The 22,362-nt window shown below is 46.7% G+C and carries 18 protein-coding genes; 4 read left to right on the top strand and 14 right to left on the bottom strand.

Annotated elements, in window-relative coordinates:
- Positions 1 to 150 precede the first annotated feature (150 nt).
- Positions 151 to 591 carry a Zn(2+)-responsive transcriptional regulator gene (zntR, locus tag AB4585_RS14615; RefSeq protein WP_017062704.1) on the top strand — a complete coding sequence of 147 codons (441 nt, stop codon included), beginning with the start codon at positions 151 to 153 and terminating at the stop codon, positions 589 to 591.
- An 88-nt stretch (positions 592 to 679) separates the two neighbouring features.
- Here zntR and fis read toward each other — a convergent pair whose 3' ends face one another.
- From fis to AB4585_RS14570, 9 genes are all read right to left on the bottom strand, one after another.
- Positions 680 to 976 (bottom strand): DNA-binding transcriptional regulator Fis, encoded by a 297-nt coding sequence (fis, locus tag AB4585_RS14610; protein WP_004729744.1) that lies wholly within the window; start codon positions 974 to 976, stop codon positions 680 to 682.
- A gap of 23 nt (positions 977 to 999) precedes the next feature.
- Entirely contained in the window at positions 1,000 to 1,968 is a 969-nt protein-coding gene (gene dusB, locus AB4585_RS14605; protein ID WP_032546269.1) for a tRNA dihydrouridine synthase DusB, read from the bottom strand.
- 140 nt (positions 1,969 to 2,108) lie between these two features.
- Positions 2,109 to 2,996, bottom strand: coding sequence for a 50S ribosomal protein L11 methyltransferase (prmA, locus tag AB4585_RS14600; protein WP_017055901.1), 888 nt, complete (start codon positions 2,994 to 2,996; stop codon positions 2,109 to 2,111).
- A gap of 170 nt (positions 2,997 to 3,166) precedes the next feature.
- On the bottom strand, positions 3,167 to 4,510 hold the full coding sequence (accC, locus tag AB4585_RS14595) for an acetyl-CoA carboxylase biotin carboxylase subunit (protein WP_017062706.1): 1,344 nt from the start codon (positions 4,508 to 4,510) through the stop codon (positions 3,167 to 3,169).
- A 15-nt stretch (positions 4,511 to 4,525) separates the two neighbouring features.
- Positions 4,526 to 4,981, bottom strand: a complete 456-nt coding sequence (accB, locus tag AB4585_RS14590) for an acetyl-CoA carboxylase biotin carboxyl carrier protein (RefSeq protein WP_372170111.1) — start codon at positions 4,979 to 4,981, stop codon at positions 4,526 to 4,528.
- Between the two features lie 74 nt (positions 4,982 to 5,055).
- Complete coding sequence (aroQ, locus tag AB4585_RS14585; RefSeq protein WP_010435475.1) at positions 5,056 to 5,505, bottom strand: type II 3-dehydroquinate dehydratase; 450 nt, start codon at positions 5,503 to 5,505, stop codon at positions 5,056 to 5,058.
- A gap of 323 nt (positions 5,506 to 5,828) precedes the next feature.
- Entirely contained in the window at positions 5,829 to 7,778 is a 1,950-nt protein-coding gene (gene acs, locus AB4585_RS14580) for an acetate--CoA ligase (RefSeq protein WP_009844693.1), read from the bottom strand.
- Positions 7,779 to 7,996: 218 nt separating this feature from the next.
- Entirely contained in the window at positions 7,997 to 8,629 is a 633-nt protein-coding gene (locus AB4585_RS14575) for a 3'-5' exonuclease (RefSeq protein WP_017062708.1), read from the bottom strand.
- A 10-nt stretch (positions 8,630 to 8,639) separates the two neighbouring features.
- Positions 8,640 to 10,472, bottom strand: coding sequence for a DUF294 nucleotidyltransferase-like domain-containing protein (locus AB4585_RS14570; RefSeq protein WP_017071170.1), 1,833 nt, complete (start codon positions 10,470 to 10,472; stop codon positions 8,640 to 8,642).
- Between the two features lie 232 nt (positions 10,473 to 10,704).
- Here AB4585_RS14570 and AB4585_RS14565 point away from each other — a divergent pair, with 232 nt between their 5' ends.
- Positions 10,705 to 11,901, top strand: a complete 1,197-nt coding sequence (locus tag AB4585_RS14565; protein ID WP_017062710.1) for a 3-phenylpropionate MFS transporter — start codon at positions 10,705 to 10,707, stop codon at positions 11,899 to 11,901.
- 118 nt (positions 11,902 to 12,019) lie between these two features.
- Positions 12,020 to 15,451, top strand: coding sequence for a PAS domain-containing hybrid sensor histidine kinase/response regulator (locus tag AB4585_RS14560; RefSeq protein ID WP_032545914.1), 3,432 nt, complete (start codon positions 12,020 to 12,022; stop codon positions 15,449 to 15,451).
- Between the two features lie 117 nt (positions 15,452 to 15,568).
- Here the strand turns inward: AB4585_RS14560 and AB4585_RS14555 are convergent, their stop codons facing one another.
- The 4 genes from AB4585_RS14555 to AB4585_RS14540 all read right to left on the bottom strand — a co-directional run bounded on the left by AB4585_RS14555 (position 15,569) and on the right by AB4585_RS14540 (position 19,534).
- A complete protein-coding gene (locus AB4585_RS14555; protein WP_017063661.1) occupies positions 15,569 to 16,954 on the bottom strand; it encodes a lyase family protein in 1,386 nt (461 codons plus the stop codon).
- A 12-nt stretch (positions 16,955 to 16,966) separates the two neighbouring features.
- Positions 16,967 to 17,353 carry a hypothetical protein gene (locus tag AB4585_RS14550; RefSeq protein ID WP_372170107.1) on the bottom strand — a complete coding sequence of 129 codons (387 nt, stop codon included), beginning with the start codon at positions 17,351 to 17,353 and terminating at the stop codon, positions 16,967 to 16,969.
- A gap of 200 nt (positions 17,354 to 17,553) precedes the next feature.
- Positions 17,554 to 19,257, bottom strand: coding sequence for a sodium:solute symporter family protein (locus tag AB4585_RS14545; RefSeq protein WP_017062715.1), 1,704 nt, complete (start codon positions 19,255 to 19,257; stop codon positions 17,554 to 17,556).
- 10 nt (positions 19,258 to 19,267) lie between these two features.
- Positions 19,268 to 19,534 (bottom strand): DUF4212 domain-containing protein, encoded by a 267-nt coding sequence (locus AB4585_RS14540; protein ID WP_010435433.1) that lies wholly within the window; start codon positions 19,532 to 19,534, stop codon positions 19,268 to 19,270.
- A gap of 426 nt (positions 19,535 to 19,960) precedes the next feature.
- On the opposite strand from AB4585_RS14540, the gene AB4585_RS14535 reads away from it, so the two are divergent.
- Positions 19,961 to 21,712, top strand: a complete 1,752-nt coding sequence (locus tag AB4585_RS14535) for a potassium/proton antiporter (RefSeq protein WP_372170105.1) — start codon at positions 19,961 to 19,963, stop codon at positions 21,710 to 21,712.
- On the opposite strand, the gene AB4585_RS14530 is transcribed toward AB4585_RS14535, so the two are convergent.
- A complete protein-coding gene (locus AB4585_RS14530) occupies positions 21,709 to 22,338 on the bottom strand; it encodes a response regulator transcription factor (RefSeq protein WP_017062717.1) in 630 nt (209 codons plus the stop codon). The genes AB4585_RS14535 and AB4585_RS14530 overlap by 4 nt on opposite strands.
- Positions 22,339 to 22,362: the final 24 nt, after the last annotated feature.

Here is a 22,362-nt window from a genome sequence, read left to right as displayed (position 1 = left end):
CAAATTTGATGGCGCAGATTCTAACTAATTTATTACAAAAAAGCTCGCGCAATCGTTTGGCATCTCAAAATTAATTATGAAAAGTGCCATTTCAGCCTGAAAAGTAACGATAAGGTTAATTGTGGAATGGACGAAACAGTAGGAAAAAACATGTTTCAGATCGGTGAATTAGCGAAGCGATGCGGTGTGACAGCCGATACCTTGCGATTTTATGAGAAGAATAACCTGATCGCGCCAGCCAGTCGCAGTGACTCGGGTTATCGCCTATATGATGAAAATAACCAGAAACAGGTGACGTTTATTCTCAAATCTAAAGCGTTGGGGCTGAGTTTGGACGAGATTAAAGAATTGCTTGAGATTCGCCTCGAGGCCACACAGCACAGTTGCGCTGAAGTGAAGTCGATTACCTCAGCAAAGCTAGAGATGATTGATGAGAAGATTACCGAGTTAACTAAGATTCGCACCGCACTTAAAAAGATTAATGATGCGTGTTGTGGTCACGTAGACGATGATGCAAGCCATTGTTCGATTCTAGCAGCCTTGGACTCAGCAAACGTCGACAAAGGTCGCTGCTGTCGCACTGGAGAGTAATCAGCGACTATCACGGATCGACAAGCCAAAAAAAAGCCAAACTCAACAATGAGCTTGGCTTTCAATTCAATAAATTACGAAAGAACGATTAGTTCATGCCGTATTTTTTAAGTTTCTTGCGAAGAGTACCGCGGTTAATACCCATCATGGTTGCTGCGCGAGTTTGGTTACCGCGAGTGTACTGCATGATAGTGTCTAGTAGTGGCTGTTCAACTTCAGCTAATACTAATTCGTATAACTCGCTGACTTCTTGACCGTTTAATTGAGCAAGGTAATTTTTCAATGATGCTTTAACTGAGTCACGTAGTGGCTTCTGCGTGATTTGGTCTTGTGATGTAACTGTAGTTACTGTCAATGCTTCTGAAGTCAGATTTTGTTCGAACATATTCGGTCTAGCTCTTCTCGTAATTATGGTGCAACGTTATCAAAAAAACCTTCTAGCGCTTCAAGCTGCAGATCACCTGCTTCGAATGCGTTGAAGGTACGGCGAAACTCACTCGCTTGTTCATGTTCTTTTAGATACCAACCCACATGCTTACGAGCGATGCGAGGGCCTAAAAACTCTCCATAAAATTCATGTAGAGCGTGCACATGACCAAGCATGATGTCTTTCACTTCCGAAATCGGGAGTGGGTCCATCGTGGTGCCGTTTTCCAAATAGTGTAGGATTTCGTTAAAAATCCAAGGACGTCCTTGGGCAGGTCGACCTATCATTAAAGCATCAGCGCCGGTGTACTCCAGCACAAACTTCGCTTTTTCCGGACTATCGATATCACCGTTAGCGATAACCGGAATAGATACTGCTTGTTTCGCTGCTTTAATGTGTTTGTATTCTGCCTCACCTTTGTACATACAAGCGCGAGTTCTTCCATGGAGCGCAAGAGCTTGTATGCCGCAGTCTTCGGCTATTTTCGCGATTTGGACACAGTTTCTATTGTCTGTATCCCAGCCTGTGCGCGTTTTCAACGTTACTGGAACGTCGACAGCATTTACCACCGCTTTCAGAATGTCTTCAATGAGTTCTGGATGCTGCAGTAAGGCTGAGCCCGCAAGCTTCTTATTCACTTTTTTGGCTGGACAACCCATGTTGATATCGATGATTTGCGCACCGTTATCGACATTAAATTGAGCAGCCTCGGCCATAAGCTGTGGATCTGCACCAGCGATTTGTACTGAACGAATGCCCGATTCGCCTTCATGTACCATACGCTGCTGAGACTTTGACGTTTTCCAAACTTTCGGATTGGAGGACATCATTTCACTGACTGCCATCCCCGCACCGTAGCGAAGACACAACTCACGGAATGGTCTATCCGTTACGCCAGCCATAGGAGCGACGATTAGATTGTTCTTAAGTTGATAATTTCCGATTTTCAAAAATGTCATCACAGTTCTGTACCAGCAAGGGCGCGCATTTTACGCATTTTTTCGCTGCGTGAAAAGACTAATATTTGAGCATTTACAATTTGTTTTTGTAATTTGTTTAAATTTCAGTCAATTAGCGCCCAAAGTCTTGTCTAGCCTTGCTTGCGACCTGAGATTCGACACCATTCTTGTTGTTCGATGATCGGATCAATGTGAAGCTCATCACGATAATAAGTGGCAACATCTTCTGCTTGTGTATCTAAAACACCCGACATCGCAAGTACACCATTTGGCTTAACTAGGCCCTTGATGATGCCAGAAAGGTCGCGTAATGGACCCGCAAGAATGTTGGCAACAACAACGTCTGCTAGCAAACCTTCCGGTTGATCTTGTGGCAAGAACACCTCTAGTTGCTCAGCAACGCCATTGCGTTGTGCGTTGTCTTTTGATGCAAGCAGAGCTTGAGGATCAATGTCGATCCCGATAACTTTTGCTGCGCCTAGTTTGATCGCAGCGATCGCTAGGATGCCTGAGCCACAACCGAAGTCGATCACGGTTTTGCCTGCAAGGTCTAAGCCTTCAAGCCACTCAAGACACAATGCCGTTGTCGGGTGAGTACCTGTACCAAATGCAAGGCCAGGGTCTAGCATTACGTTAACAGCGTCAGGTTCAGGGATATCGCGCCAGCTAGGGCAGATCCATAAACGCTCACCAAACTTCATTGGGTGGAAGTTGTCCATCCATTCACGCTCCCAATCCTTGTCTTCAATTTGCTCTACTTTATGAGCAAAGTCTGCAGGGAACATGTTGCTTGCTTTAATCTGCGCTAGAACGACACCAGTATCAGTCTCAGCGTCATAAAGCGCGAGAATGTCAGTATCACCCCAAAGGCGAGTTTCGCCTGGCAGAGGCTCAAATACAGGGGTATCTTGTGCATCCAGGAAAGTTACAGAAAGAGCACCAGTCTCTTCCATTAACATGTCGCCGATTTGTTCGGCATTTTCATTGGTAGCATTAAGCTTGATTTGAATCCAAGGCATGGCTGCATCTTCTATATGAGAAAAATTGGATGGCGAGTCTAGCAGAAAATATGAGCAAATTCACCAAAACCCCACGGAATATAATGGGGATTAAAGATTGATTTTTTCGGCGGTTCAAAAACAAAAATGCTCACCGAAGTGAGCATTTTGACTGTTCTTAAACGAACGGATTATGACAAACCAAGTTTCTTCTCAAGGTAGTGGATGTTTGCACCACCGTGTTGGAAGTTTTCGTCGTTCATAATAGACAGTTGAAGCTCAGTATTAACGTTAATACCTTCAACAATCATTTCACCCAATGCGTTCTTCATACGAGCGATAGCAACATCACGGTTCTCACCGTAAGTGATCAGCTTACCAATCATTGAATCGTAGTGTGGTGGCACTGTGTAACCCGTGTAGATGTGAGATTCCCAACGTACGCCCATGCCGCCTGGTGCGTGGAAACGTTCAATCTTACCTGGTGAAGGTAGGAAACGAACTGGATCTTCAGCATTGATACGACATTCGATTGAGTGGCCACGCAGCTTAATGTCATCCTGAGTGAATGATAGAGGCTGACCAGCTGCAATACGTAGCTGTTCTTTCACTAGGTCGATACCCGTTACCATTTCAGTAATCGTGTGTTCAACCTGGATACGAGTGTTCATTTCGATGAAGTAGAATTCACCGTTCTCGTATAGGAATTCAAATGTACCTGCACCGCGGTAACCGATCTCAATACATGCACGAGTACAACGTTCGCCAATGTACTTACGCATCTCTTCAGTGATACCTGGAGCTGGCGCTTCTTCCACAACTTTCTGGTGACGACGTTGCATTGAACAGTCACGCTCACCTAGGTGGATAGCATTACCTTGGCCATCTGCAAGCACTTGTACTTCAATGTGACGTGGGTTTTCTAGGAATTTCTCCATGTAAACCATGTCGTTGTTGAAACATGCTTTTGCTTCAGCACGAGTCATCGCGATAGCTTCTGTTAATTCTGCTTCAGAACGAACAACACGCATACCACGACCGCCGCCGCCGCCAGATGCCTTGATGATAACTGGGAAGCCAATGCGTTTAGCGTGCGCTTTGTTTTTTGCTTCGTCGTCGTCAAGAGGGCCGTCAGAACCTGGTACACAAGGTACGCCAGCTTTCTTCATTGACGTGATAGCTGACACTTTGTCACCCATCATGCGAATGGTTTCAGCTTTAGGGCCAACGAAGATAAAGCCACTGCGCTCTACCTGTTCTGCAAAGTCTGCATTTTCAGATAGGAAGCCGTAGCCAGGGTGAACAGCTACTGCACCTGTAACTTCAGCTGCGCTGATGATACGAGGGATGTTTAGGTAGCTATCGATACCACGAGCTGGACCGATACAAATGGTTTCGTCTGCAAGCAGTACGTGCTTAAGGTCACGGTCAGCAGTTGAGTGAACCGCTACCGTTTTAATGCCAAGCTCTTTACATGCACGCAGAATACGTAGTGCAATCTCACCACGGTTCGCGATTACTAATTTATCTAACATAATGAGTGCTCTCTATTATTCGATAATTACTAGAGCTTGGTCGAATTCTACTGGTTGACCGTCTTCAACTAGGATAGCTGTTACAACACCAGATTTATCAGCTTCGATTTGGTTCATCATTTTCATTGCTTCAACGATACATAGCGTTTCGCCAGCAGTTACAGATTGACCAACTTTAACGAATGGTTTTGCGTCTGGGCTTGGAGCGCCGTAGAAAGTACCAACCATTGGAGAAAGAACTTGGTGACCAGCTGGAACTGCAGGAGCTGCTGCTTCTGCTGCTACAGGTGCCGCCGCAGGAGCTGCTGCCGCTACAGGTGCTACAGGTGCAGCTGCATATTGAACAGGTGCTACAGGTGCAGTGCTGTTACGACTGATTCGTACTGACTCTTCACCTTCAGAGATTTCTAGCTCAGAAATACCAGACTCTTCAACCAATTCGATTAGCTTTTTGATTTTGCGAATATCCATTGTTTCTTTCTCTTTATCTGTTAATTGAACTTACTCTATGACTGAGTAGGTTAGTAATAGTTCGTTGTTTATGTTTACTTTGAGTTGAGCTTGCTGAGCGCAGCGGTCAAAGCAAATTGATAACCTTGGGCACCTAAGCCACAAATCACACCTTCTGCTTTATCAGATAGGTAAGAGTGGTGACGGAATGGTTCACGCGCGTGAACATTCGATAGATGAACCTCAATAAATGGTATGGCAACGCCAAGTAGTGCATCACGCAGTGCCACACTGGTATGTGTAAAGGCTGCTGGGTTGATAATAATAAAATCAACATTTTGATAAGCACTATGGATAGCTTCAATCAGTTCGTACTCACGATTTGACTGTAAGTGAGATAGCTCAACATCGTGTGCTTTCGCTTGCTCGGTCAGTGAGCTAATAATCTGGTCAAGTGTTTGAGAACCGTAGTGTGCGGGCTCTCTAAGGCCTAACAGGTTAAGGTTTGGGCCATTTAAAACTAGAATGCGAAACTTTGTAGACATCGTGGGGCTATCTTCCTTTATCGTGTTTACGAACGTGAATGTTGCCATTTTATTGAAAATTTGCGGTTAATTTCCAGTGAGAAAAACCCAAATTTAAAAATTAGAACCAGATTATAGCTAATTCAGCGCAAATCGCAGCAATTTACTGGTCTAATCTCCTATTGATACAGCTTGGAATTGTTACCAACTTAACAAAAAAGCGTCTTAGCCTTAATTTGGGGCGGGATATTTGAGATCAAGATCAGCCATAAAAAAAACCGCCACATAGGTGACGGTTTAGAAAGTGCGGTTTTAAACAGTGATTAGCTGCTGTGACTGGTTGTTTATGCCAGTTCTGCTTTCTCGGCAATCAGCTTATCAACCACACTTGGGTCGGCCAGTGTCGAGGTATCACCTAGGTTACCTGTATCGCCAGTCGCGATTTTACGCAGGATACGACGCATTATTTTACCCGAACGAGTTTTTGGTAGAGAGTCGGTCCAGTGCAGTACATCTGGCGTTGCAATTGGGCCAATCTCTTTACGTACCCAGTCTTTTACTTCTTTATGAAGCTCTGCGGTTGGGAACTCACCATCATTCAGCGTGATGTAAGCGTAAATCGCTTGGCCTTTAATATCATGAGGGATGCCCACAATCGCGGCTTCTGCAATCTTATCGAACGCGACTAGAGCCGATTCAATCTCAGCAGTACCCATACGGTGACCTGATACGTTAAGTACATCATCGACACGCCCCGTAATCCAGTAGTAACCGTCTTCATCACGACGAGCGCCGTCACTGGTGAAGTACATGCCTTTAAAGGTCGAGAAGTAAGTCTGTTCGAAGCGGTCATGATCGCCATGAACGGTACGCATTTGGCCTGGCCAAGAGTCAAGAATCACTAGGTTGCCGTCTGTTGCACCCTCAATGATGTTACCCATGTTATCAACCAGTGCCGGTTGCACACCGAAGAATGGACGAGTTGCAGAGCCCGGTTTCAGGTCTGTTGCGCCTGGTAGCGGTGCAATCAAGATACCGCCCGTTTCTGTTTGCCACCATGTATCAACAATTGGAGATTGCTCATTACCGATTGTTTTGTAGTACCACTCCCACGCCTCTGGGTTGATAGGTTCACCCACTGATCCCATGATTCTTAGGCTGTCACGAGAAGTACCTTCAACGGCTTCATTGCCTTTCGCCATCAATGCACGAATAGCCGTTGGCGCCGTATAAAGAATATTAACTTGGTGCTTATCGACCACTTCGCTCATGCGGCTGGTGTTCGGGTAATTTGGCACGCCTTCAAACAGAATCGTTTTTGCGCCATTAGCAAGCGGTCCGTAAACAAGATATGTGTGACCGGTAATCCAACCCACATCGGCTGTACACCAGAAAGTCTCGCCTTCTTGGTAATCGAATACGTATTTGAAGGTCATCGCAGCATAAACAAGGTAGCCACCTGTGGTGTGCATAACGCCTTTAGGTTTACCTGTTGAGCCTGACGTATAAAGGATGAATAGTGGATCTTCTGCGTTCATCTCTTCTGGTGGGCAATCTGCAGATACATTAGCAATAGCATCGTGCCACCACACATCGCGATGTTCGTGCCATGCCACATCACCGCCAGTGCGTTTGAATACAACAACCTTCTCGATGTTTTTCACTTCAGGGTTCGTCAGTGCTTCATCGACATTCTTTTTCAGTGGAACAGCACGGCCGCCACGCACGCCTTCATCGGCAGTGATAACGACTTTAGAATTTGAATCGATAATACGACCAGACAGTGCTTCTGGTGAGAAACCACCAAATACGACTGTGTGAACCGCACCGATACGGGTACACGCCAGCATGGCTACTGCCGCTTCTGGCACCATTGGCATGTATAAACAAACCACATCACCTTTGCGCACGCCTTGCTCTTTTAGAGCATTCGAAAACAGGCACACTTCTTTATGCAGTTCATTAAAAGTTAGAGTTTTATCATCTGCCGGGTCATCGCCTTCCCAGATGATAGCGACTTCATCACCGCGCTCAGCAAGGTGGCGGTCGATACAGTTAGCCGAAACGTTAAGCGTGCCATCTTCAAACCAGCGAATATCAATGTGGCCAGGGTCGAAAGAGGTGTTTTTTACTTGTGTGAAAGGTTTGATCCAATCAACGATTTTTCCGTGTTCACCCCAAAAGCCTTCAGGGTCAGAAACAGATTGCTGGTACATGGCTAGGTAAGTGTCATTATCCGCGTGTGTGGTTGATTTAATATTTTCTTTTACCGGATAAACGTGGGCTTCACTCATTGCATCTCTCCTTGTGCCTACATTCCTAATGAACTGGCAACTTCCTTTGTGTTCAGTTTCTAGGTCTATTACAGAACCGTCTTTGTGTTATCACTCTCGGCTAGGACGGCGATTTCCACAATTAGACTTTAGGATGAGACGCTGCTTTTCACTTACAAAATAGCGAGTTAAGTTCAATTTTGAGATGTTGCTCTCTATGTGAAGCGCCAGTGGTTGAATTAAGAATAAGAAGAGTTGAAACGGGGAAGGTCACCATGTTTCAGGCGCACAAAGATCAGCGCAGCGGAGATAGCGTCTTGTAATGCATCATGTTTATTGACCGGGATAGGTAAATCGAGTTGGCGACAGATGGCGTCCATACTGAGATCAAAATAGGCATTGGGCAGCTGTCTTTCGAGTTTGTCTTGATAGAGTTGGCTCACTTCGACTAATCGGTTAGGCAGTGGAAATCCAAGCTGTTTTAAACAGGCGCGGTCGAGAATTTTTTTATCATAGCGGATGTGATAGCCGACTAAAGGACGATTTCCAATGAAGTTCAGTAGCTCGATTAAAGCCTGTTTTTCTTCGATGCCGTGCTTTAGATCTTGATGACGGATACGGTGGATTTTTATTGAATTGCAATCGAGCGATTGGGGGGCGCGCAACCGGACTTCAAAAGGTTGGCTGGTAATGATTCGGTTACCGATGATCTTGGTCGCGGCAATGGTAACTAATTCTGCCTGATTGGGATCTAGGCTGGTGGTTTCACAATCGAGCGATACATATTCATGATCAATAGGCGCGGTAAACAGAGGCTGATAGAGGGAGCCTTTGAGCTTGTGATGCCAGTAATAGCGAACCAACCTATTCATCGTTCAATGCCTAATCCCGTATCTGATAGTGGTAGCCGAGCCATTGCTTGAATTTCTTCACCACGTGCAGGCTATGACGAAGCAGATCCCTGTCTGCTCGTTCCATCAGTTTGACGTTAATCTTGTTGCTGCTGTGCTGCTGAGAAAGCCTTTGGGCTAAGCGCCACTTAAAGAATTGCTTGAGTGCTTCACTGAGATTATCGGCAGTACTTTGCTCTAATACTTTCTTGCTGACCAGCTGCTCAATGCGTTCGAAGGTGTTGTTGACCGTGACACCATGTTCTAGGCAAAGCGCTCTCACACCATGCACGATAGGGAAAATACCGCCTTGTTTGATATCGAGTCCGGACTTAGATTGCTTCACATTACCAAACAGGGTCAGGGGAACTGAGAAGTTCAGCGCCGGGCGGCAGAACTCCGTCAGAATCAATTCTTGTCCGAGCATTAAATCACTGAGGTGCTGCTTTACAGGTTTTAATAACTCTCTATTCCCCGCTACTGCGTGTGCATCTGCCATGATCGCGATATCCATCACGGTGTCTGGCGTGGCTTTTTTTACCCAATGGGTGAGGGTTTGTTTCCACTCTTGTTCTGAATGCACCCATTTCGGATTGTTGACCATTACGTTGCCCGGGCACAGTGGGTAACCCAATTGTTGAAGGGTATGGGTGAGGTCGTTCATGGCACTTTGGCATTGATGCCATTCCAAACCATCTTGAATAATCAGAGCGTTGTCTTGATCGGTTTTGAGAATTTGCTCTCCACGCCCCTCAGAACCCAACACGATTAGGCAGCAATGATTATGCAGTGCAGGTGGGATCACCAACTCAAAAGCCTTCTCTATGATCTGTTCGTTGACCGCAGAAATCAGCTCCATGATAAAGCGTGTGCGAATCCCATTACTGAGCAAGCTCTCGACCAGTTGACGTTGTTTGTTGGATGCCATTGCCAATTCTTCAACGCTGGTGGCGCGCGCAATACGCAAAGTAAGAACGTGGGAGTGTGTGGAGAATGCACTGAGAATCTGTGTCATATCCACCATGCCGACCGCATTTTTACCATCACAAACCATCAACCTTTTTACTCGATTTCTGGTCATGGTAATCATGGCGTTAAATAAGAAATCGCCTTGGTTCACGTGCATCACCGGAAACGTTGCGATCTCACCGACAGGCGCATCCAGTGTGAAATTATCGAGCATCACAGCATGCAATAAATTGGTTCGAGTGACGATTCCATACGGCAAGGAACATGATGATCCAAAAGCTTTTGGATCATTATGTTCCAAATGGACTAGGGCCGAGTCTAACCCTTGTTCTTTAAGGGTTTGAGTGACTTGGTTGATCGGTTGGTTTGGTTCAAGTATCAGTGGTGGGTGATAGATAGAGTCATCCACTTTGGTTAATATAAACTCGGCAAGATTCTGTTGCTGCTGGGCGGCTTCTATCAAAGCTTTTCGTGTTGATAGGTTGCTATCAAAGTAGGCAGCGAATTGGCCATTGGCGTGGTAAAGCTCAAGAAAAATATCGGTGGGCAGCAGATAACTTAATGTATCTTCGAGTGCGATATATTGGTGTTTGGTGTGGGGTTCAAACTGGCTGCGGACATCAAAAATATCGTCATTGGCATAGTGTGCGTAAATCTCACCATCACTGCTCGCGCGCTCTTCAACAGCTCCTTTGATCAAAATATGCAGGTGTCGGCTCGGCCTTTCAGCTTCCAGTATCACTTCTTGAGAGCGGTAATACACCACGTCTAATGAAGAGCGAAGCTTCAACTGTTCGGCGTCGGACAGGCTATCGAAGGGCGGGTGCTGCATATTAAATTTGTCAGGCATAAGCATCACAAGAAGAAATGGGAGTCTTTAATCAGTCTGACAAAATACCAGCGAAGCTCCAGACGACTTTAGTCTAAATGCGAGTATGAGTATTGATGAGCGTGAAATCTCTTGTTGAAATGCGATATCCAGACCCATTGAATATGGGAATACTATCCCAGTAATAATTCCCTTTTTCATCGTATGCGAGATAGGCATAATTGGTGCTGCCTTTTTCCGCACACTTTATAGGTCATTTATGTTTAGCCCTTCACCCTATGGCTGGATCTCTCAGTATTTTCTTGGTTTCTTTTTTGCGTATGGCGTGTATTTGCCATTTTGGGCGTTGTGGTTTGAAGACCAAGGCGTGTCTGCTGGTGATATTGGCGTATTGATTGGTATCGGCTTTGCGACTCGTTGTGTGGCCAACTTAGTGATTACGCCGCGTATCCATAAAGTGGAACACTTGATGCCAGCGCTACGCTGTTTGAGTTTCGCTGCGCTGCTGTTTGTCGGTTTCCACTTCTTCACCGGTGGCAGCTTTATACTGATGTTGTTGGCAACGGTACTGTTTAACCTCTGTTGTGGGCCGATCATTCCTCTTTCTGATGCGATGGCTAACCATTACAGTCGTTTGAAAATGCTCGACTACGGCCGAACTCGTCTTTGGGGATCAATTGCCTTTATCGCAGGTTCAACGGTTGTTGGCTATTTGGTGGCACAATTCGGCACTGACATGATTTTGTATACTGCGCTTGCCGGTGTGTTGCTGTCATTGATTCTTGCGATGAGAAACCCCAATGTGATGCCAGTAACACAATCTGAGCAACAAGCGGCGCGACCAAAACTAGGTGAACTGCTGCGTGAGTCGTCAGTGGTAAAGTTTTTAGCCTTGATGGCGCTGCTGCAAGGTAGTCATGCGGCTTACTACAGTTTTAGTGCGATTTATTGGAAAGAAGCGGGTCACTCAGAAGCTATCATCGGTTATTTGTGGAGTTTAGGTGTTGTTGCTGAAGTGGCCGTATTTGCTCTGAGTAAGCGATTATTCTCAGGCTGGTCACTGCGTACTTTGTTTGTCGTCGCGGCTATTGGGGTGATGGCGCGTTGGGGTATAACCGCATCAACCACGGCGATTTTTGCACTGGTGATGGTGCAGTTGCTGCACGGTGTGACCTTTGCCATGGCACACATCGCCGCGATTCAATACATCCAATCTGAAGAACAAAACAAGATGGTTGCGCTACAAGCCCTGTATAACGCGATTCCATTAGGTGCCTTTATTGCACTGATGACCACCTTAAGTGGTTGGGGTTATGAGCTTTGGGGCGCAAATATCTTCTGGGGCATGGCTGCTATGGGTGCACTTGCTCTGTTCATTAAGTTGGATGAAAGAAGTTCAGTGGTTGAGATTAATCAATCAGATTCGGAACAGTCAGAATCTCACAGCAAATGCTGATAATTAGAGTCTAAAGCACAGAATTTAAGCGATGCGATTGAGTTAATCACCCATCCTTAGTTAAATGAAACCTCTCCCTTATGGAGAGGTTTTTTTATGGATGAAAAAAGGGTTTTCAATGCAAGGATGGATAGTAATTCCAGTCTCTTTAGCCTACTTGGGCGTGTTATTTCTGATCGCTTGGTATGGAGACAGGCAGGTTCGTTGGCTATCGCGTTGGCGCCCGTGGATCTATAGCCTTTCGATTGCCGTGTATTGTACCTCTTGGACCTTCTATGGAACGGTCGGGCAGGCGAGTAACAACCCTTGGTCTTTTTTACCCATTTACCTCGCCCCGATTCTAGTCTTTACACTAGGCTGGCGGATCTTGGCGCGGCTGATCCTGATTGCGAAGCGGGAACATATCACCTCCATTGCCGACTTTATCGCGGCTCGTTATGGAAAATCTCAGGGCTTAGCGGTGGCGGTGACGGTTATCGCCGTGGTTGGTATCCTTCCTTATATTGCTCTGCAACTGCGTGGTATTACCATGGGGTTGGATATTGTTGCACCCAACCTAGCGGCTGACTTCGGTTATCAGGACTATCATGTGTCTTGGTTTGTGGTCGGTGCTTTGGCTATTTTCACCATGCTGTTTGGTACAAGACACATTGATAACACAGAGCATCACCGTGGCATGATGATGGCGGTGGCGTTTGAATCCATCGTTAAGCTCGCGGCATTCCTGATCGTTGGCCTATTCATCATGTATCTGGCGATGAGCAGCGACAAGATCGACTTGCTTGATGTGGCGGCTTCCACCTACGAATCACCCAATATTCCGACCTTAATTATTCATACCGTTTTGACCATGTTGGCGATTGTCTGTCTGCCACGCCAGTTCCATACCATGGTGGTAGAGAACGAACGTCCTCAAGACCTGCATACCGCTCGTTGGTTGTTTCCGCTTTACCTGATTTTGATGGGACTGTTCGTGCTGCCAATTGCTTGGGCAGGACAAGGACTACTTACTGGTATGCCAGCGGATACCTATGTGATCAGTGTGCCAATGTCAGAAGGCGCTAATCACATTGCCTTGCTGGCTTTCCTTGGTGGTACGTCTGCGGCAAGTGGCATGGTGATAGTGTCGACCATCGCCTTGGCGATCATGGTGTCGAATGATTTAGTGATGCCATTGTTACTGCGCCGTATGCGCCTAACTCAAAGAACCCATCGACACTTTTCTGGCCTGCTATTGGTGATTCGCCGCGGGCTAATTTTACTGCTGTTACTGGGTGCTTGGCTGTTTTATCAGGCGCTCGATACCATCCATTCACTGTCAGCGATTGGCTTTCTTTCCTTTGCTGCGATTGCTCAATTCGCGCCAGCACTTATTGGTGGTTTGTACTGGCGCCCGGGTAACCGCAAGGGCGTGTATGTCGGCTTAATGGTGGGCTCGTTGATTTGGCTGATTACCTTGATGAGCCAAACCAGCATGTTGGCTGGCGACAGTGAAAGTAACCTTTTACTGTGGATTATCACGCCGCCAGAACTGCTCAGTAGCTGGAATATCAGCAGTTCAAACTGGGGCATTGTGCTGAGTATTGTACTTAATACCTTGTGCTATGCCGTGGTTTCGATGACGACTCGCCCAAGCCTAAGTGAGCGCTTACAATCAGCAGCATTTGTTGGCACGCCGCTGCCTGAAAACGAGAATATCAGCCTTTACCAGAACCGAGTGACGGTCGCTGAATTAGAGATGCTGGCGTCGCGTTTTGTAGGCCGTAAGCGTGCCAAAAGTGCCTTACACAGCTATTGGCAACAACACGGTCAGCCGCTGCTTCCTAATCAACAAGCGCCTGCAAGTCTGATTCGACACGCAGAGCGCGTGCTCGCCGGAGTATTCGGTGCTTCGTCTGCTAAGTTAGTACTTACTTCCGCTTTACAGGGAAGAAACATGCAGCTTGAAGAAGTCGCGACCATCGTGGATGAAGCTTCGGAACTGTACGACTTCAGCCGTGGTTTACTGCAAGGCGCGATTGAACATATTGGCCAAGGCATCGCAGTAATCGACAAACAAATGAGGCTGGTGGCGTGGAATCAGCGCTATCTAGAATTGTTTGAGTTCCCTGCTGGTTTGATACAAGTGGGCAGGCCGATCTCCGATGTGATTCGCCATAATGCTCAGCAAGGTTTGTGTGGTCCGGGTGACCCTGAAGATCATGTGCGTCGCCGTGTTTATCATTTGGAGCAAGGCACTCGACATACCTCTTCTCGCATTCGTCCTGATGGTCGAGTGATTGAAGTGCAAGGTAACCCGATGCCAAGTGGTGGCTTTGTGATGAGCTTTACCGACATCACGGTATTCCGACAAGCAGAGCAAGCGCTAAAAGATGCCAACGAAAGTTTGGAATCGAGAGTGCATGAGCGAACTCAAGAACTCGAAAAACTGAACCATCGCTTGGTAAAAGCCACGCAGATTTCGGATCAAGAATCACAATCTAAGAGTCGTTTTCTAGCCGCGGTAAGCCACGATTTGATGCAGCCGCTCAATGCCGCACGTCTATTTGCTTCGTCACTGTCTGAGGTGGCAAAAGAGCAAGAGGTGAAGCAATTGTCATCTCACATCGAGAGTGCACTTGGCGCCGCAGAAGATTTGATTGGTGACTTGCTGGATATCTCTCGATTGGAGTCCGGAAAGTTAGAAACCAACATTCACGCGATTGCCGTGCATGACGTATTAACCAATTTGAACGCGGAATTTAGCGCTCTAGCGAGACAACAGAAAATTGAGTTTAAGATGATTCCGTCGTCATTGTTCATTCATTCAGACCCTAAGCTGTTGAGGCGTGTGATTCAGAACTTTTTGACCAATGCGTTCCGCTATAACCCGGAAGGGAAAGTGGTACTGGGTGCGAGAAGAGTGAATGGACAGGTTCGAATTGATGTGTGGGATAATGGAACCGGTATCGATGAAGACAAGCAACAAGAAATCTTTGAAGAGTTTACTCGTGGCAGCCAAGTACGAGCCGATCAAGGATTGGGGTTAGGGCTGGCTATCTCGAAAGGTATTGCTCATGTGCTTGGCCATCAAATTTCGATGCGCTCATGGCCGGGGCAAGGCAGTGTCTTTTCCATCACCTTAGCTAGAGCGGAAAAAGTGGCTCCAGTTGTGCAAGCTTCGACGCCAATGGCGACCAGCGACATCGAACATCTCAAGATATTGTGTGTCGATAATGAACGAGAAATCTTAGTCGGTATGGAAAACCTGATCGGACGTTGGGGCTGTGAGGTTAAGACGGCGGTTGATTTGGTCGAAAGCTTGCAGTGCCTAGATGAGGGTTGGCTACCTGATGTGATTTTCTCTGATTACCGTTTAGATAATGGCAGAACGGGTCTCGAAGTCCTGCAGCAGTGTCGCTTGCGCCTCGGAGACTCTTTTGAAGGGGTCATCATTAGTGCCGATAGAACCGATGACATGTTGGCAGCGATAAAGGCCAACAGCTTTCGCTTTATTGCCAAGCCAGTGAAGCCACTTAAGTTAAGAGCGGTCTTGAATCGAGTGAGCTAGTTTGGGTTAACAGGCTCGGATTAGTACGTTCGTGAGCGGATAGTGAAAAGGCCTCAGATGAGGCCTTTTTTGTCTCTGTTTTTTTTGCGAACGCCGATTCGCTTGTTAATTTAATAACTAACCAGCAATGCCACCTTGTGTCAGTGTGGTTGGATCAAGCAGTTTACTGAGCTCTTCTCGGCTAAGATCGGTTTCTCTTTCTGCGACATCCAGAATTGGTAAGCCTTCTTTGTAAGCTTTCTTGGCAATATCAGCCGCCTTCAAGTAGCCAATCACAGGGTTAAGTGCGGTCACTAGGATTGGGTTCTTTGACAGTGCCAAATCGAGATTGTCTTGGCGTACCGTGAAGGTCGCGATGGCTTTATCTGCCAATGCGACAGAGCTATTAGCCAATAACTCAATACTTTCCAACACGTTATGAGCAATCACTGGCAGCATCACATTAAGTTGGAAGTTACCTGATTGTCCGGCTACGGTAATGGTGGTGTCGTTGCCAATGACTTGCGCCGCCGCCATAGCTGCAGCTTCTGGAATCACAGGATTTACCTTGCCAGGCATGATCGATGAGCCTGGTTGTAGAGCCTGTAATTCAATTTCCCCTAAGCCAGCCAACGGCCCAGAGTTCATCCAGCGAAGATCGTTTGAGATCTTCATGATCGCAACTGCTGCCGTTTTGAGCTGACCTGACAGCGCAACGATCGCGTCTTGACTGCTGAGGTTAAAAAAGAAGTTTTCACTCGAGCTAAAACTGATCTTTGTCGATTGAGACAGGTTACTCGCAAACTTATCGGCAAAGCGTGGGTCAGCATTGATCCCTGTTCCAACCGCAGTACCACCTTGTGCTAAAGCCTTGATAGCGGGCAGGGTGTTCTCTATTGCTTGCTTAGCGTGTTCTATCTGGAACTTCCAACCACCAAGCTCTTGAGCAAAGGTCATTGGCATCGCATCCATTAGATGAGTGCGGCCGGTCTTCACGACCTCTGCAAGTTCCTGTTGCTTGATAGTGAGTGCTTCAGAAAGGTGAGTTAATGCAGGTAATAGCTTATTTTCAGCCATCAAAGCAACGCTCACTTGAATTGCGGTTGGCACCACATCGTTACTGCTTTGGCCCATGTTGACGTGATCATTGGGGTTCACGTCGCCTTGCAAGCTTCTTGAGGCAAGCGTAGCAATCACTTCATTGGCATTCATGTTGGAACTGGTACCTGAACCGGTTTGGTAGACATCGATAGGGAATTGATCGAGGTGTTTACCCTCAATGATCTCTTGGCTGGCTTCGGCTATCGCGTTGGCAATATCACCTTCCAGTAGACCTAACTGAGCATTGGTATCTGCCGCTGCCTGTTTAATTAACGCCAGTGCTTGAATAAAACTGGTCGGCATCTTGTGAGAGCTAAACGCGAAGTTATCCGCTGCACGCTGAGTTTGTGCTTGGTATAGCGCATCGGCAGGGACTTTCACTTCGCCCATGCTGTCTTTTTCAATCCGAAATTGTAGGGTCATGTTCTATCCTTGTTAGCCAAGTGGGGCTTGGACTTGTTGTAGTGTTTCGCTGAGATTCAAAAAACGCGCTTGGCCTTGAGGTTGCTGGCAGTAGTGGCGCTTCAAATAAAATAGTGGTGAGTGAATAGAGTCTAGGCAGATATGACGAAAGGCGAAACTGCGCTGAGGAGACTCAATCGCTTCAATCAAATGAAAGAAAACTTGGCGTAGATACAGCTCGCACAACAAGATGTTTTCTTGAGCGGCATGCTTTTCATAGTAAGCCGAAAGCGTCAGTGCACACTCGATATACTCTCGAATTACAAACGGCTCATGGCCTTGAACTTGTTCTAATGAAGCAAAGCGATCCTGTGCTTTGTAAAATCTCGAATAGAGAACCTGCTGCTCTTTCATCATCATCTGCATCTCTTTATTAGATGTTAATGATAATTATTATCAAATAAAATTTTAAAAACAACCCTTTGTTTATCTTTTTATAAAGTGAGCAGAAAAAGAAAAAGCCGATACACGAAGTATCGGCTTTCTGGAGTCAGTACCTAATCCCTACAATGTAAGTACTGATTCATTTTTTGCTAAACATCTTTGTTTAATGGTCGTGCTTAGTGGTCGTGAGCTTCACCTGCACCTTTCGGGTAACGGATGTTCTCAACCATATCTTGTACATCTTGTGGTACTTCAGCAGTTACTTTGTTTACAGCAATCGATACTACGAAGTTTAGACACATACCTAGCGTACCGATGCCTTCTGGGCTGATACCAAACCACCAGTTTTCAGGTGTGCTTGCTGCTGGGTTAATGAACTTGAAGTAGATGATGTAGCTTGCTGTGAAGGCAATACCTGACAACATACCTGCAATTGCGCCTTCCTTGTTCATCTTCTTGTAGAAGATACCTAGGATAATCGCTGGGAAGAAGGATGCTGCGGCTAAGCCGAAGGCAAACGCTACTACCTGTGCTACAAAGCCTGGTGGGTTAATACCTAAGTAACCGGCACCGACAATCGCGACCATGGCTGCCAGACGAGCGGCTAACAGCTCCTGCTTGTCGGTCATGTTTGGTCTGAAGCCTTTCTTCAACAAGTCATGTGAAATCGACGTTGAGATGACCAATAGTAGACCCGCGGCTGTTGATAGTGCGGCTGCTAGGCCACCGGCTGCAAGCAGTGCTACAACCCAGTTTGGTAGTTTCGCTAGCTCTGGAGAAGCTAGTACGATGATGTCACGGTTAATCTTCATCTCGTTGCGCTCATCGCCCGAGTAGAACATTTTGCCATCGCCGTTCTTATCTTCCCAACCTACTAGGCCAGTGCTTTCCCAGTTTTTATACCAGCTTGGTGCGTCCGCTGCAGCGACACCTTGCATGTCAGGGCCGTTGATTGTTTCGATCATGTTTACACGAGCGAATGCTGCAACGCCTGGTGCTGTTGTGTATAGCAATGAGATGAACAGTAGTGCCCAACCCGCTGAGATACGAGCATCACGTACTTTTGGTACCGTGAAGAAACGAATGATTACGTGTGGAAGACCCGCAGTACCGACCATTAGAGCCGCACAGATGAAGAATACATCTACCATGCTCTTGTTACCTTCGGTATAGGCGGTAAATCCGAGTTCTTCGGTCAGTCCATCCAGTTTATCAAGAAGGTAAACATCTGTGCCTGATAGCGTAGAGCCCATACCAACTTGTGGAAGTGGGTTACCTGTCATCATGATTGAGGTAAAGATTGCTGGAACAAGGAAGGCGAAAATGAGGACACAGAATTGAGCTACCTGCGTATAAGTGATGCCTTTCATGCCACCTAGTACTGCGTAGAAGAACACAATACCCATACCAATGATGATGCCTAGGTTAATATCAACTTCTAGGAAACGAGAGAATACAACGCCCACACCACGCATCTGGCCTGCAACGTACGTAAACGATACGAAGATTGCACAGAATACCGCTACCATACGTGCCGTTTTCGAGTAGTAACGCTCACCGATGAAATCAGGAACCGTAAACTGACCGAACTTACGTAGGTAAGGTGCTAAACATAGCGCAAGTAGTACATAACCACCTGTCCAACCCATTAGGTAAACCGCACCGTCGTAACCAACGAATGAGATGATACCTGCCATTGAGATGAATGATGCTGCCGACATCCAGTCAGCGGCGGTCGCCATGCCGTTTGCTACTGGGTGTACACCACCGCCAGCAACGTAGAACTCACTAGTAGACCCTGCACGAGCCCAGATTGCGATGCCGATATATACCGCGAAAGTAATACCGACGAGAATAAACGTCCAAGTTTGAATATCCATGTTCTAGCCTCTAGTCTTCCTGTACGTTGTATTTTTTGTCGAGCGCATTCATGCGGACAACGTAAATAAATATCAGCGCCACGAAGGTGTATATCGAACCTTGCTGAGCGAACCAAAATCCTAGCTTGAACCCGCCAAACTGAACGGTATTGAGGGCATCCACAAATAAGATGCCAGCGCCGTAAGACACCGCAAACCAGACCGCGAGCAGTGTTCCCATAATTCCCAAGTTTTCCTTCCAGTAGGCTTGAGCATGTTCCGTAGATTCGAACGCCATTGCCTTCTCCTTTATTCCGTTTTCGTAGAAACTGTTTTTGTGAAACCGTTTTGTAAAATAGCGTGTTAACGTAATGTTACGATTTAGAATGTAGCAAGGATAAGTCAAGGGATCTGTGCAACTTTAGTCGGGATGGTATTAGCGCTAATGTACTGAAATATGGGAGCTAGGAGACATAACCATAGAAAAATGTGATGTTACAATGTTGTTAAATTAGCCAAAGGTCTAACAAAAAGGGATGAATTAGACTGCGAGTCATAAAATTTAACAACTAAATGACCGAGAAACGGTATTTAGCCCTGCTTATGACACGAAGCGAAACATAAGTTTGTTATAGTAACAACGGCACTTTCACCGACCGTGCCTTGCTAAACGGCAGAAGATCAACATGCTTATATCTTGAGTTTTATTCTTTGGGGGAACGAATTGGACGCAATAACCATTAACCACTTATTCTTGACTGGTGCCGTACTCATCGCCATCAGCGTGCTTTTCTCACAAGTGTCCTCTCGATTGGGCGTTCCTATTCTTTTGATCTTTTTGTTCGTTGGTATGTTAGCGGGTGAAGATGGACCCGGTAATATTCATTTCGATGATTACTCACTGACCTACTTGGTGAGTAACCTTGCGCTTGCCGTGATTCTGTTGGATGGCGGTATGCGAACCAAGGTGGCGAGCTTCAAGGTCGCTTTCTGGCCTTCGCTCTCGCTGGCGACGATAGGTGTCGCATGTACAGCAACCTTAACCGGATTAATGGCGGCTTGGCTGTTTGACTTGTCATTAATGCAGGGCATCTTGGTCGGGGCGATTGTTGGTTCAACCGATGCGGCAGCGGTATTCTCTTTGCTGAAAGGACAGAGTCTCAATGAGCGTGTTGGTTCAACCCTAGAGATCGAATCGGGCACTAACGACCCAATGGCGGTCTTCCTGACGGTGACCTTAATTGCGCTGTTAGGTAACCCTGACGCTGAGATGGGGATGAACTTCCTACTGCAAAGTTTTGCGATGCAGTTTGGTATCGGTACTCTTGTTGGTATTGGCGGCGGCTGGGTTCTATGGAGCTTAATCAATCGAGTACAATTGGCTGATGGCCTTTATTCCATTCTGGTACTCAGTGGGGGCGTGGCTCTGTTTGCGTTCTCTAACATGCTTGGCGGCAGCGGCATCTTATCGATTTACCTAGTGGGCTTGTTCATTGGTAATCGTCCGACGCGCTCGCGACACTCGATTCTTAATGTTCTTGATGGCATGACGTGGCTAAGCCAGATCGTGATGTTCTTGGTATTGGGTTTATTGGTGACGCCATCAACGTTGATGGACATTGCTCTGCCTGCGCTGGCACTGGCCTTCGGTATGATTTTGTTTGCTCGTCCGCTGTCGGTTTGGTTGGGTTTGCTGCCGTTCAGAAGCTTTACCACCAAGGAACGTTGGTTTGTTTCTTGGGTCGGTCTACGCGGCGCGGTACCGATCATTCTGGCGGTGTTCCCGATGATGGCTGGCCTGCCTAATGCTCAGCTTTACTTCAACATCGCGTTCTTCGTGGTTATGGTGTCGCTGATTGTTCAAGGCGGCAGCTTGATGAAAGTTGCGAGGTTGGCTCAGGTGACCTTACCACCGACACCAACCCCAATTTCTCGTACCGGCATGGAGATTTATCCGACCAGTGAGTGGGAGATGTTTGTTTACAAATTGAAAGACGAGAAGTGGTGTGTCGGCGAGCCGCTTAAACGCTTATCTATGCCAGAAGGGACGCGCATTGCGGCAGTGTTTCGACAAGATGCCATGCTTCACCCATCAGGCAGCACCGTGTTAGAGGCGAACGATATCTTATGTGTGCTTGGTCAAGACAAAGATTTGGACAGCTTAAGTTCGTTGTTCAGTGAGGCGCCTCTAGCAGAAGAGGCGGCACGATTCTTTGGTGACTTCTTCTTGGATGTTGAGCTATCAGTTGCGGCAGTGAGTGATTGTTATGGTATTGAACTTGGCTCGGAAGAAGAGCGAGAAATGACGCTAAAACAATTGGTTGCTCAAGAGCTTGGCGCACACTCTGTATTGGGTGATAGCTTTGAGTGGCATGACATCACTTGGGTGGTTGCAGAGATAGATGATCATAAAGTCGTCAGGTTGGGTTTATGTTTACCTAAGACGACTTTAGAAGAGGATATCAGTGAAGCTTAATTGTGGACTTCTTGTAGCAAGATAACCGCTTGAGTACGATTTTTCACATCCAGTTTACGGAAGATGGCCGTCATATGTGCTTTGATGGTCGCTTCCGAAACATTCAATTCATACGCGATTTGCTTGTTAAGCAAGCCGTCAGAAAGCATCCCTAATACCTTGTATTGCTGAGGCGTCAGTGTGGAAATCTTTTCTGCAAGGTCGCTACACGCTGCATTATTGGTGATAAGCCCTTCAGGGAAGAACGGGTCGCCATTCAGCACTTGATTCAGTGCACTCACCAACTCACGCATATCACTCGACTTAGGAATAAAGCCAAACGCACCGTGGCTCTTCACCTGAGTGACCACGCTGGCATCTTCACTGGCAGAAACCACCACAATCGGTAGATCTGGGTATTCAGCGCGCAGTTGAATTAAGCCTGACATGCCATTGGCGCCCGGCATTTTCAGATCGAGCAGTAATAGATCCGGCTCGCCTTCTTTCTTTAGCAGAGTCAGTAAGGCATCGAGAGAATCGGCCTCAAGCAGGTTCGCACCACTGATCGCCATATGAACTGACTGAAACAGGGCGTTGCGAAAGAGAGGGTGGTCATCAGCAATGATGATGGTATAGGTCGAGTCCATGACGTTCATACTTTTAACAATTTA

The organism is Vibrio sp. 10N.222.49.C9 (assembly GCF_041474985.1).
Taxonomy (GTDB): Bacteria; Pseudomonadota; Gammaproteobacteria; order Enterobacterales; family Vibrionaceae; genus Vibrio; species Vibrio crassostreae_C.
Note: the sequence above shows the minus strand (reverse complement) of the source record. Positions and strands in the feature narration are given on the sequence as shown.